10 protein-coding genes are annotated in these 12,457 nt (G+C 60.5%); 5 read left to right on the forward strand and 5 right to left on the reverse strand.

Going from position 1 to position 12,457, the window contains the following annotated elements:
• Positions 1 to 19 precede the first annotated feature (19 nt).
• Complete coding sequence (locus tag PseuLF5_RS15710) at positions 20 to 781, forward strand: TenA family transcriptional regulator (protein ID WP_189655776.1); 762 nt, start codon at positions 20 to 22, stop codon at positions 779 to 781.
• 130 nt (positions 782 to 911) lie between these two features.
• On the opposite strand, the gene PseuLF5_RS15715 is transcribed toward PseuLF5_RS15710, so the two are convergent.
• From PseuLF5_RS15715 to PseuLF5_RS15735, 5 genes are all read right to left on the reverse strand, one after another.
• Complete coding sequence (locus PseuLF5_RS15715) at positions 912 to 1,838, reverse strand: GGDEF domain-containing protein (protein ID WP_123466674.1); 927 nt, start codon at positions 1,836 to 1,838, stop codon at positions 912 to 914.
• Between the two features lie 361 nt (positions 1,839 to 2,199).
• Complete coding sequence (locus PseuLF5_RS15720) at positions 2,200 to 2,940, reverse strand: YciK family oxidoreductase (RefSeq protein WP_123466672.1); 741 nt, start codon at positions 2,938 to 2,940, stop codon at positions 2,200 to 2,202.
• A gap of 183 nt (positions 2,941 to 3,123) precedes the next feature.
• Positions 3,124 to 3,795, reverse strand: a complete 672-nt coding sequence (mupP, locus tag PseuLF5_RS15725) for an N-acetylmuramic acid 6-phosphate phosphatase MupP (RefSeq protein WP_123466670.1) — start codon at positions 3,793 to 3,795, stop codon at positions 3,124 to 3,126.
• A 4-nt stretch (positions 3,796 to 3,799) separates the two neighbouring features.
• A complete protein-coding gene (gene ubiG, locus PseuLF5_RS15730; protein WP_123466668.1) occupies positions 3,800 to 4,498 on the reverse strand; it encodes a bifunctional 2-polyprenyl-6-hydroxyphenol methylase/3-demethylubiquinol 3-O-methyltransferase UbiG in 699 nt (232 codons plus the stop codon).
• Between the two features lie 58 nt (positions 4,499 to 4,556).
• Complete coding sequence (locus PseuLF5_RS15735; RefSeq protein ID WP_340133959.1) at positions 4,557 to 5,891, reverse strand: TRZ/ATZ family hydrolase; 1,335 nt, start codon at positions 5,889 to 5,891, stop codon at positions 4,557 to 4,559.
• A gap of 107 nt (positions 5,892 to 5,998) precedes the next feature.
• Here PseuLF5_RS15735 and mtnA point away from each other — a divergent pair, with 107 nt between their 5' ends.
• From mtnA to pheA, 4 genes are all read left to right on the forward strand, one after another.
• Positions 5,999 to 7,075, forward strand: a complete 1,077-nt coding sequence (mtnA, locus tag PseuLF5_RS15740) for an S-methyl-5-thioribose-1-phosphate isomerase (protein WP_322375751.1) — start codon at positions 5,999 to 6,001, stop codon at positions 7,073 to 7,075.
• 423 nt (positions 7,076 to 7,498) lie between these two features.
• A complete protein-coding gene (gene gyrA, locus PseuLF5_RS15745) occupies positions 7,499 to 10,153 on the forward strand; it encodes a DNA gyrase subunit A (RefSeq protein WP_123466661.1) in 2,655 nt (884 codons plus the stop codon).
• A 118-nt stretch (positions 10,154 to 10,271) separates the two neighbouring features.
• Positions 10,272 to 11,357 (forward strand): 3-phosphoserine/phosphohydroxythreonine transaminase, encoded by a 1,086-nt coding sequence (gene serC, locus PseuLF5_RS15750; RefSeq protein ID WP_222018724.1) that lies wholly within the window; start codon positions 10,272 to 10,274, stop codon positions 11,355 to 11,357.
• Positions 11,357 to 12,451, forward strand: coding sequence for a prephenate dehydratase (gene pheA, locus PseuLF5_RS15755; protein ID WP_016770924.1), 1,095 nt, complete (start codon positions 11,357 to 11,359; stop codon positions 12,449 to 12,451). The genes serC and pheA overlap by 1 nt, the downstream gene beginning before the upstream one ends.
• Positions 12,452 to 12,457: the final 6 nt, after the last annotated feature.

Here is a 12,457-nt window from a genome sequence, read left to right on the forward strand (position 1 = left end):
CAACCGAACCGGACCACTCATGGAAGCTGCAAGTTATCCCGGCTGGGCACAACAGCTCATTCAGGACTGCAGCGAGAGCAAGCGCCGGGTTGTCGAACATGAACTTTACCAGCGCATGCGTGATAACAAACTCAGCGCCAGGACCATGCGTCAGTACTTGATTGGCGGCTGGCCGGTGGTCGAGCAGTTTGCGTTGTACATGGCGCAGAATCTCACCAAAACCCGATTTGCCCGTCACCCCGGCGAAGACATGGCGCGCCGCTGGCTGATGCGCAATATCCGCGTCGAGCTCAATCATGCCGACTATTGGGTGCACTGGAGTCGGGCGCATGGCGTCAGCCTGGAAGATCTTCAGGCCCAGCAAGTGCCGCCGGAACTGCATGCGCTGAGTCACTGGTGCTGGCACACCAGTTCGGCCGACTCGTTGATCGTAGCCATCGCCGCTACCAACTACGCCATCGAGGGCGCGACCGGGGAGTGGTCGGCGCTGGTTTGCTCGACGGGCGTATACGCGGCGGCGTTTCCCGAAGAAGATCGCAAACGCGCGATGAAGTGGCTGAAGATGCACGCCCAGTACGACGATGCCCACCCTTGGGAAGCTCTGGAAATCATCTGCACGCTGGCCGGCCTGAACCCGAGCAAGGCGTTGCAGGCCGAATTGCGCCAGGCCGTGTGCAAAAGCTATGACTACATGTACCTGTTTCTGGAACGCTGCATGCAACTGGAGACGTCGGAACGCTTGCTGGTCAACCGAGAGCGCAGGGTAGTCGTCGAGAGCTGATACACCGCGTAAAAATGTAGGAGTGAGCCTGCTCGCGATAGCGGACTGTCGGTCAACATCAGTGTTGAATGTCAGATCGTCATCGCGAGCAGGCTCACGCCTACAGTAGTTTTGTAGTGTCTGGAAAGGCTTAGCCCGCCATCGCCAGGCGGTTACGACCTTCGCGCTTGGCCACGTACAACGCACTGTCGGCGCGACGCAGCAAGCTGTCGGCCGATTCGCCGGGCAACAGCGTCGAGCAGCCGAGGCTGACCGTCAGTTCGATCAACTGGCCATCGGCGTAATACTCCGCCGCTTGCGCCGCATAGCGCAGTCGCTCGCCGACCATCGCTGACGCTTCGCGGCCGGTGTTCGACAGCAGAATCAGAAACTCTTCGCCGCCATAGCGAAACACCATATCGACGTTGCGCAACTGACCCTTGATCGAGGCGGCCACGGCTTTGAGCACATCATCGCCGGCACTGTGGCCGTGACTGTCATTGACCCTTTTGAAGTGGTCGATATCCAGCATCAGCACTGACAATGGTTGCAGGTGCCGGCGCGACATTTCGATCTCGCGTTGCAGGGTCTGCTCCATGGCGATGCGATTGCCGGCACCGGTCAGCGGATCGCGCAGAGCGCTCTGGGTCGCGGCGCGGTAGAGCAGGGCGTTGCGCATCGGGTACAGCAACACCGACAGCAGCGATTCGAGGTGCCCTTGCTCCTGATCGTTGAAGCGCTGATTGCGGCGGAACACCAGTTCGCCCATGTGCTCGCCTTCATGGCTCAGGCTATAGCTGACGGAATGATGACCGCGAGCACCAAACTCCAGGCGCAAGTCGCTGCCCTTGTGCACATAGTGCAAGGCGTCCAGCGGCACGAGGCGCTGAACTTCGCGGAAAAACAGACCGAGGATGCGTTGCGGTTCGAGGCTGGTTTGCAGTTGCAGGCTCAGTTGCTGGCGCAATTGCGCGAGACTGGCGGGCCGCTCCAGAAGTGGCGGCTGCTGACCGAAACCCAGGCGTTGCAATTTGGCGCTGTCGAAGTCAATTGCATTGGTCTGGGAGGGTGATTTCATATGGCGTGAGCCCCTAAGCAGTAAGTCTGTCTTACAGGCTGGGTGAGAGCGGCTATGGGCTGCGCGTCATACTGATCCATCAGTCCCGTAGGACATTTGGCGTAAGTTTAGTCTGCCTGATGTCGATTAGTCAGCTATCGAAATCGCCCCGGCGCCACTGCCTTCACACGGCATGCTTTGAGGGAATTTAGAGCGAAAGTCGTGCCATTCAGTTCAGGTTAATTAAAGCCTTTTGTATTCAATGGCTTACGAACTTGATTAGGAAAGCGGCGCTGGATTTTTGACTGGCTGGTGACGGTCGGTGCTGGCAAAAGCCTGCCGCGACGGGAATCCGCCGCGGCAACAAAAGCGACGTATGGCACTACTGAGCGTTGAATGCCTGGCCGTTGATACCCGTACTGTCCGGGCCCATCAGGTAGAGATAGACCGGCATGATCTCCTCGGGCGTCGGATTGTTCAGCGGGTTTTCCCCGGGATATGCCTGGGCGCGCATGCTGGTACGGGTGCCACCCGGGTTGATGCTGTTGGAGCGAACCGGTGCCACGCCGTCGACTTCGTCGGCCAGGGTTTGCATCAGGCCTTCGGTGGCGAACTTCGACACACCGTAAGCGCCCCAGTAAGCCCGGCCCTTGCGGCCGACGCTGCTGGAGGTGAATACCACCGAAGCGTCCTGCGACAGCTTGAGCAACGGCAGCAGGGTGCTGGTCAGCATGAACATGGCATTGACGTTGACCTGCATGACCCGCATGAAGTTGTCGCCGGAGAGTTGTTCGATTGGCGTGCGCGGGCCAATGATCGAAGCGTTGTGCAGCAAGCCGTCAAGGTGGCCGAATTCGTTTTCGATCATCGCCGCCAGTTCATCGTATTGATGGGGCAGGGCGGTCTCGAGGTTGAACGGAATCACCGCCGGTTGTGGGTGACCGGCCGCTTCGATTTCGTCATAGACCTGGGTCAGATTGGCCTCGGTCTTGCCCAGCAGCAGGACGGTAGCGCCGTGGGCCGCATAGGTTTTCGCGGCAGCTGCGCCGATGCCACGACCGGCTCCGGTGACCAGAATGACCCGATCCTTGAGCAATTCGGGGCGAGCGGTGTAATCAAACATAAAAACCTCACAATCCATTCATGAAGACCTGCTTCGCACTTGTGGCGAGGGGATTTATCCCCGATGGGTTGCGAAGCAGCCCCAGCATTCTTCCAGTTCGATTTGACGTGCAGGTTTTACGGCGGCTCGCCGCCGATCGGGGATAAATCCCCTTGCCATAAAGGCATCCTGCAAACAGTCAGGTCAGCAACTGCAGAGTGCGCTGTCCAGCACCTTGCGCAGCTCCAGCGGATGATCCACCACTACGTCCGCGCCCCAGTGCCGCGGGTTGTCGTCCGGGTGGATGTAGCCAAAGGTCACTGCGCAGGTCTTGGTGCCGGCATCGCGCCCTGACTCGATATCGCGCAGATCATCGCCCACAAACAGAACGGTCGATGGATCCAGATCAAGCATTTTGCACGCGAGGATCAGCGGTTCCGGATCCGGCTTGCTGTTTTTCACGTGATCCGGGCAGATCAGCAGTGCAGAGCGCTCGGCCAGCCCCAGTTGCTGCATGATCGGCTCGGCAAAGCGCAGCGGCTTGTTGGTGACCACGCCCCAGATCAGATTGGCTTTTTCGATATCGGCCAGCAGTTCGCCCATGCCATCGAACAGCTTGCTGTGCACGGCGCATCCCACCAGGTAGCGTTCGAGGAACTCAAGGCGCAGCTCCTCGAAGCCCGGCGATTCCGGGTCCATCGAAAACGTCACCGCGACCATCGCCTTGGCGCCGCCGGAAATTTCGTCACGGATGTGCTTGTCGTTCATCGGCGGCAGGCCGCGGTCCGTACGCATGGCCTGGCAGATGGCGATGAAGTCCGGCGCCGTGTCGAGCAGGGTGCCGTCCATGTCGAAAAGAACTGCTCTGATGGCCATCGGCTTATTCCTCGCGCAGGGTCTGGATCATGTAGTTGACGTCAACATCGTTGGCCAGCTTGTAGTGCTTGGTCAGCGGGTTGTAGGTCAGGCCGATGATGTCCTTGACGGTCAGGCCAGCCATGCGACTCCAGGCGCCGAGCTCGGACGGGCGGATGAATTTCTTGAAGTCGTGGGTGCCGCGTGGCAGCAGCTTCATGATGTATTCGGCGCCGATGATGGCGAACAGGTACGCCTTCGGGTTGCGGTTGATGGTCGAGAAGAATACCTGGCCGCCGGGCTTGACCATGCGGAAGCAGGCGCGGATCACCGACGATGGATCCGGCACGTGCTCAAGCATCTCCAGGCAGGTGACCACGTCGAACTGCTCGGGCATTTCTTCGGCCAGGGCTTCGGCGGTGATCTGCCGGTATTCGACGTTGACGCCGGACTCCAGCTGATGCAGTTGCGCAACGGCCAATGGCGCTTCGCCCATGTCGATGCCCATGACAGTGGCACCACGCTGGGCCATGGCTTCGCTGAGGATGCCGCCGCCGCAGCCGACGTCGAGGACTTTCTTGCCGGCCAGATTGACCCGTTCGTCAATCCAGTTGACCCGCAGCGGGTTGATGTCGTGCAGCGGTTTGAACTCGCTCTCGCGGTCCCACCAGCGGTGGGCCAGGGCTTCGAATTTGGCGATTTCGGCGTGGTCGACGTTGCTCATGATCAATTCCTCGAAAAACTTGAAAAAGGCTGTAGTCCCGGAGTGTGCCCCGGGGTGTTTACGATTCGGTGTGGCCGCTGATGCGCTGTCCCCAGGCGCGGGCGGTGGCGCCCAGCTGTTGTTCATCCATAAGCGTCAGGCGCCGGTCGTCGAGTAACTGTTTGCCGGCGACCCACAGGTGCTTCACGCAGTCGCGACCGGTGGCATAAATAAGTTGCGAAACCGGGTCGTAGACCGGTTGCTGCGCCAAGCCGGACAGGTCAAAGGCGGCGATGTCGGCGGCTTTGCCGATCTCCAGCGAACCGACTTGCGCTTCGATGCCCAGGGCTCGCGCGCCGTTGAGGGTGGCCATGCGCAGTGCGCGATGAGCGTCCAGTGCGGTGGCCGAACCGGCGACGGCTTTGGCCAACAGGGCCGCGGTGCGGGTTTCGCTGAGCAGGTCGAGATCATTGTTGCTCGCTGCACCGTCGGTGCCGATCGCGACATTTACCCCAGCCTGCCACAAACGTTCTACCGGGCAGAAGCCGCTGGCCAGTTTCAGGTTCGATTCCGGGCAGTGGATCACGCTGGTGTTGCTTTCTACCAGCAGCGCCAGGTCGTCATCGCTGATCTGCGTCATGTGCACGGCCTGGAAGCGCGGGCCGAGCAGGCCGAGGCGACCGAGGCGCGCCAGCGGGCGCTCGCCACGCTGCTCGACGGCTTGCTGCACTTCGAAGGCAGTTTCGTGCACGTGCATATGAATCGACGCGTCCAGCTCCTCGGCGATCACGCGGATTTTCTCCAGGTTCTCGTCGCCGACGGTGTAGGGTGCATGAGGGCCGAAGGTGATCCTGATCCGCTCGTGGTGCTTCAGATCGCCGAACAATTCGACCCCCTGACGAATGGCTTCATCGGCGCTGCCGGCGCCCGGGATCGGGAAATCGAGGATCGGAATGGCGATCTGCGCACGAATGCCGCTGTTGTGCACGCGCTCGCTGGCGACCTTCGGGAAGAAATACATGTCAGAGAAACAGGTGATGCCGCCCTTGATCTGCTCGGCGATGGCCAGGTCGGTGCCGTCACGGACGAAATCTTCATCGACCCATTTGGCCTCGGCCGGCCAGATGTGGTTTTCCAGCCAGGTCATCAGCGGCAGATCATCGGCCAGGCCACGGAACAGCGTCATCGCCGCGTGGCCATGAGCGTTGATCAGGCCCGGAGCGAGCAGCATGTCCGGCAATTCACGGGTTTCAGTGGCGTTACACTTCAGTGCTTCGAAGCGTGGGCCGATAAATACGATGCGACCGTCGCGGATCCCCAGGCCATGCTCTTTGAGCACGACGCCAGCGGGTTCGACAGGTACCAGCCAGGTCGGCAGCAATAATAAGTCGAGCGCAATGGCAGGTTTCGGCATCGAGGTCGGTTCCAGTGCTTTTGTAAAGGATGGCGAAGTATACCCGAGCGTCTTCGCGGGGGGATCGCTATAATCGGCGGCTTTTGTTCATGAGTGCGGGGTGAGGGATGCGCGATCGACTGTTGGCTGCGGAGAAAGTAAAGGCCATCGTTTGGCGAGACGGCGCGCTCCACCTGCTGGATCAGCGTGTTTTGCCATTCGAGGAAACCTGGATCGCCTACACCAGTGCCGCGGGCGTGGCTGAAGCCATTCGTTCGATGGTGGTGCGTGGCGCGCCGGCCATCGGCATCAGTGCCGCGTATGGCATCGTCCTCGCGGCCCGTGCCCGCGTGGCCGAAGGTGGCGACTGGTATGCGGCGCTGGAAGAGGATTTCGCCTTGCTGGCCGATTCTCGTCCGACCGCAGTCAATCTGTTCTGGGCGTTGGGTCGCATGCACGATCGGCTGGATCGTCTGAAAGGCCATGCCGATCCACTGGCCGCGCTGGAAGCCGAAGCTATCGCCATTCATGAGAGTGACCGCGAAGCCAACCTGACCATGGCGCAGCTCGGCGTCGATCTGATCCGCAAGCACCAGGGCAATGCGCAGGCGATCCTGACCCACTGCAATACCGGCGCACTGGCCACCGGCGGTTTCGGTACGGCGCTGGGGGTGATACGCGCCGCTTATCTGGAAGGCATGGTCGAGCGTGTCTACGCCGACGAAACCCGGCCATGGCTGCAGGGTTCGCGCCTGACCGCCTGGGAACTGGCCAACGAAGGCATCCCGGTCACGTTGAACGCCGACTCCGCCGCTGCGCACATCATGAAAACCAAAGGCGTGACCTGGGTGATCGTCGGCGCTGACCGGATTACGGCCAACGGTGATGTGGCCAACAAGATCGGCACCTATCAGCTGGCCGTGAACGCCATGCATCACGGCGTGCGTTTCATGGTGGTGGCGCCGAGTTCGACCATCGACATGACTCTGGCCAGTGGCGATGACATTCCGATCGAAGAGCGTGATGGCGCCGAGTTGCTGGAAGTCGGTGGCAAGCGCGTGGGGGCGGACGTCGAGGCGTTCAACCCGGTGTTCGACGTGACCCCGGCGGATCTGATCGATGCAATCGTCACCGAAAAGGGCATCGTCGAGCGTCCGGATACGGCGAAAATGGCCCAGTTGATGTGCCGCAAGCGCCTGCATTGATTGGCTGTGGCGTCTGTAAGGACGCCATCGCTGGCAAGCCAGCTCCCACAGGTTTTGTGCCCGCGGCCGATCCTGTGGGAGCTGGCTTGCCAGCGATGAGGTCCTAAAAGTCAATAAACATCGCTAAACCAAGCCTCAATTCTGCATTCAACGAAGCTCTGAGCTTCTCTGGTCCCCTTTAAGCCTGTCACCGGTCAACTAACTATGCTCCATGCGCATCTGGGGGATAGGTGCGTGGCGGCTCTTGTGATAACATCCGGCGTTTTCCGAGGCAGCTTCACGGAGCTGTCTTCACTGCGCAAATCCGCGATCCAATGTTGATTTGTCGTAAGTCGGTGCATGGCACTCGGCCGGCCCCGACGAGCTTCGTTGCTCCCACATGGATATGACGAAGTTTCACCAGAAAAAGGAATCAGGCTTCTCATGGGCGAACTGGCCAAAGAAATCCTCCCGGTCAATATCGAAGACGAGCTGAAACAGTCCTATCTCGACTACGCGATGAGCGTAATCGTCGGCCGTGCACTGCCGGATGCGCGCGATGGCCTCAAGCCCGTGCACCGTCGCGTACTGTTCGCGATGAGCGAGCTGGGCAACGACTTCAACAAGCCGTACAAGAAATCTGCCCGTGTTGTCGGCGACGTGATCGGTAAGTATCACCCGCACGGTGATACCGCGGTGTACGACACCATCGTTCGTATGGCTCAGCCTTTCTCCCTGCGCTACCTGCTGGTAGACGGTCAGGGCAACTTCGGTTCGGTCGACGGCGATAACGCTGCGGCCATGCGATACACCGAAGTGCGCATGACCAAGCTGGCGCACGAGCTGCTGGCTGACCTGCACAAGGAAACCGTGGACTGGGTGCCGAACTACGACGGCACCGAAATGATCCCGGCGGTCATGCCGACCCGTATCCCCAACCTGCTGGTCAACGGCTCCAGCGGTATCGCCGTGGGTATGGCGACCAACATTCCGCCGCACAACCTCGGTGAAGTCATCGACGGTTGCCTGGCGCTCATCGACAACCCTGAGCTGACCGTCGATGAACTGATGCAATACATCCCCGGTCCGGACTTCCCGACCGCCGCGATCATCAACGGTCGCGCCGGCATCATCGAAGCCTACCGTACCGGTCGTGGCCGTATTTACATGCGCGCCCGCTCGATCATCGAAGACATCGACAAGGTCGGTGGCCGTCAGCAGATCGTCATCACCGAGCTGCCGTACCAGTTGAACAAGGCGCGTCTGATCGAGAAGATCGCCGAGCTGGTCAAGGAGAAGAAGCTCGAAGGCATCACTGAGCTGCGTGACGAGTCCGACAAGGACGGTATGCGCGTCGTGATCGAGCTGCGTCGCGGCGAAGTGCCTGAGGTGATCCTCAACAACCTCTACGCCCAGACCCAGCTGCAATCGGTATTCGGCATCAACATTGTTGCGCTAATCGACGGCCGCCCGCGCATCCTGAACCTCAAGGATCTGCTGGAAGCCTTCGTCCGTCACCGTCGCGAAGTGGTCACCCGCCGTACCGTGTTCGAACTGCGCAAGGCGCGCGAGCGTGGTCACATCCTCGAAGGTCAGGCCGTTGCTCTGTCGAACATCGACCCGGTCATCGCCCTGATCAAGGCTTCGCCGACCCCGTCGGAAGCGAAGGAAGCGCTGGTCAGCACCCCGTGGGAATCCTCGGCGGTGGTGGCTATGGTTGAGCGTGCCGGTGCGGACTCGTGCCGTCCGGAAAACCTCGATCCGCAATACGGTCTGCGCGAAGGCAAGTACTTCCTGTCGCCAGAGCAGGCGCAAGCCATTCTCGAACTGCGTCTGCACCGTCTGACCGGTCTGGAACACGAGAAGCTGCTGGCCGAGTATCAAGAGATCCTCAACCAGATCGGCGAGCTGATCCGCATCCTCAACAGCGCCGTGCGCCTGATGGAAGTGATCCGCGAAGAGCTGGAAGTGATCCGCGCCGAATACGGCGACGTGCGCCGCACCGAAATTCTCGATGCCCGTCTCGACCTGACCCTGGGTGACATGATCCCGGAAGAAGAGCGTGTCGTGACCATTTCCCACGGTGGCTACGCCAAGACCCAGCCATTGGCGGCGTACCAGGCTCAGCGTCGTGGCGGTAAAGGCAAATCGGCGACCGGCGTCAAGGATGAGGACTACATCGCTCACCTGCTGGTTGCCAACAGCCACACCACGCTGCTGCTGTTCTCCAGCAAGGGCAAGGTGTACTGGCTCAAGACTTACGAAATTCCGGAAGCATCGCGCGCCGCCCGTGGTCGCCCGCTGGTCAACCTGCTGCCGCTGGATGACGGTGAATACATCACCACCATGCTGCCGGTCGAGGAATACACCGAAGGTCACTACATCTTCATGGCGACCGCCAACGGCACCGTGAAGAAGACCCCGCTGGAATCCTTCAGTCGTCAGCGCAGCGTCGGTCTGATCGCGCTGGAGCTGGATGAAGGCGACGTGCTGATCTCCGCGGCCATCACCGATGGCGAGCGTGAAGTGATGCTGTTCTCCGACGGCGGCAAGGTCACCCGCTTCAAAGAGTCCGACGTCCGTGCGATGGGTCGTACCGCCCGTGGTGTGCGCGGCATGCGTCTGCCAGAAGGGCAGAAGCTGATTTCGATGCTGATCCCGGAAGAAGGCAGCCAGATCCTCACCGCTTCCGAGCGTGGTTATGGCAAGCGCACCGCGATCACCGAGTTCCCTGAGTACAAGCGTGGCGGCCAGGGCGTGATCGCCATGGTCAGCAACGAGCGTAACGGCCGTCTGGTCGGTGCGGTGCAGGTGCTCGACGGCGAAGAAATCATGCTGATTTCCGATCAGGGCACCCTGGTGCGTACCCGTGTCGATGAAGTGTCGAGCCTGGGTCGTAACACGCAAGGTGTGACGCTGATCAAGCTGGCCAAGGATGAAACCCTGGTCGGTCTGGAGCGGGTTCAGGAGCCGTCGGAAGTCGAAGGTGAAGAGCTTGAAGGTGAAGAGGGCGAGGAATTCGAAGGCAGCGTCGTGAGCGACGATGCTGGCGAAGACCAGCAACTCGACGCCGCAGCAGACGAAGAACCGCAAGAATAAGCGGGCAAACGAGGGGGCGGATGAGAATTCGCCCCCTTGTTATTTGTCCGGTATGAAAACGCAGAGCCGTTTTCATCTGCAGATTTATTGTGATACCCAAATCAGAGCGAGATTGGATGTGAGCAAGCGAGCCTATAACTTCTGCGCCGGTCCTGCGGCGCTTCCTGAAGCTGTCCTGCAGCGTGCCCAGGGTGAACTCCTTGATTGGCACGGCAAGGGTTTGTCGGTCATGGAAATGAGCCATCGCAGCGATGAGTTCGTGTCCATCGCCACCCAGGCCGAGCAGGATTTGCGTGACCTGCTGAATATCCCGTCGAACTATAAAGTGCTGTTTCTGCAAGGTGGCGCCAGCCAGCAATTCGCGCAGATTCCACTGAACCTGTTGCCTGAAGGCGGCTCTGCCGACTACATCGACACCGGTATCTGGTCGCAGAAAGCCATCGAAGAAGCCTCGCGCTACGGTCACGTCAACGTTGCCGCTACCGCCAAGCCTTACGACTATTTCGCCATCCCGGGCCAGAACGAGTGGAAGCTTTCGAAAGATGCCGCTTACGTTCACTACGCGCCGAATGAAACCATCGGCGGTCTGGAGTTTCAGTGGATCCCGGAAACCGGCGACGTGCCGCTGGTGGCTGACATGTCTTCGGACATTCTCTCGCGTCCGGTCGATATCTCGCGTTTCGGCATGATCTACGCCGGCGCGCAGAAGAACATCGGCCCGAGCGGCATCGTCGTCAACATCATCCGCGAAGATCTGCTGGGCAAGGCCCGTTCGCTGTGCCCGACCATGCTCGACTACAAGGTCGCGGCCGATAACGGCTCGATGTACAACACCCCGCCGACCCTGGCCTGGTACCTGTCCGGCCTGGTGTTCCAGTGGCTGAAAGAGCAGGGCGGTGTCGAAGCCATCGCCAAACTCAACGACGTCAAGCAGCGCACGCTGTACGATTTCATCGACGCCAGCGGCCTCTACAGCAACCCGATCAACAAGTCCGACCGCTCGTGGATGAACGTGCCGTTCCGTCTGGCTGACGACCGTCTGGACAAGCCGTTCCTGGCCGGTGCCGACGCGCGTGGTCTGCTCAACCTCAAGGGCCACCGCTCCGTGGGCGGCATGCGCGCCTCCATCTACAACGCCGTCGACATCAACGCCGTCAATGCGCTGGTGGCGTACATGGCTGAATTCGAGAAGGAACACGGCTGATGTCCGAGCAAGAACTCAAGGCACTGCGCGTTCGCATCGACGCTCTGGACACCAAGGTCCTCGAGCTGATCAGTGAGCGTGCGCGTTGCGCCCAGGAAGTCGCGCGAGTAAAGATGGCCTCGCTGGCCGAAGGCGAAGTGCCGGTGTTCTATCGTCCCGAGCGTGAAGCTCAGGTGCTCAAGCGGGTGATGGAGCGCAATCAGGGGCCGCTGGGCAACGAAGAGATGGCGCGGTTGTTCCGCGAAATCATGTCCTCGTGCCTGGCGCTGGAGCAGCCGCTGAAAGTGGCTTATCTGGGGCCTGAGGGCACCTTCACCCAGGCGGCGGCCATGAAACACTTCGGTCACGCGGTGATCAGCAAGCCGATGGCGGCGATCGACGAAGTGTTCCGTGAGGTGGCAGCAGGTGCGGTGAATTTTGGCGTGGTGCCGGTGGAGAACTCCACCGAGGGCGCGGTCAACCACACGCTGGACAGCTTCCTCGAACACGACATGGTGATCTGCGGCGAAGTCGAGCTGCGCATTCACCATCACTTGTTGGTTGGTGAAAACACCAAGACCGACAGCATCAGTCGCATCTACTCCCACGCGCAGTCGCTGGCCCAGTGCCGCAAGTGGCTGGACGCGCACTACCCGAATGTCGAGCGCGTGGCGGTGTCCAGCAACGCCGAAGCGGCGAAGCGGGTCAAGGGCGAGTGGAACTCGGCGGCGATTGCCGGCGACATGGCGGCAGGGCTGTATGGCCTGACGCGTCTGGCCGAGAAGATCGAAGACCGTCCGGACAACTCGACGCGCTTCCTGATGATCGGTAACCAGGAAGTGCCACCGACCGGCGACGACAAGACTTCGATCATCGTCTCGATGAGCAACAAGCCCGGCGCGCTCCACGAGCTGCTGGTGCCGTTCCATGACAACGGCATCGACCTGACCCGGATCGAAACCCGTCCGTCGCGCAGCGGCAAATGGACCTACGTGTTCTTCATCGACTTCGTCGGCCACCACCGTGATCCGTTGATCAAGGGTGTGCTGGAAAAGATCAGTCAGGAAGCAGTAGCACTCAAAGTGCTGGGTTCCTACCCGAAAGCAGTTCTCTAAGGGCGG

Source organism: Pseudomonas sp. LF-5 (genome assembly GCF_037626295.1).
GTDB classification, from domain to species: domain Bacteria; phylum Pseudomonadota; class Gammaproteobacteria; order Pseudomonadales; family Pseudomonadaceae; genus Aquipseudomonas; species Aquipseudomonas monsensis.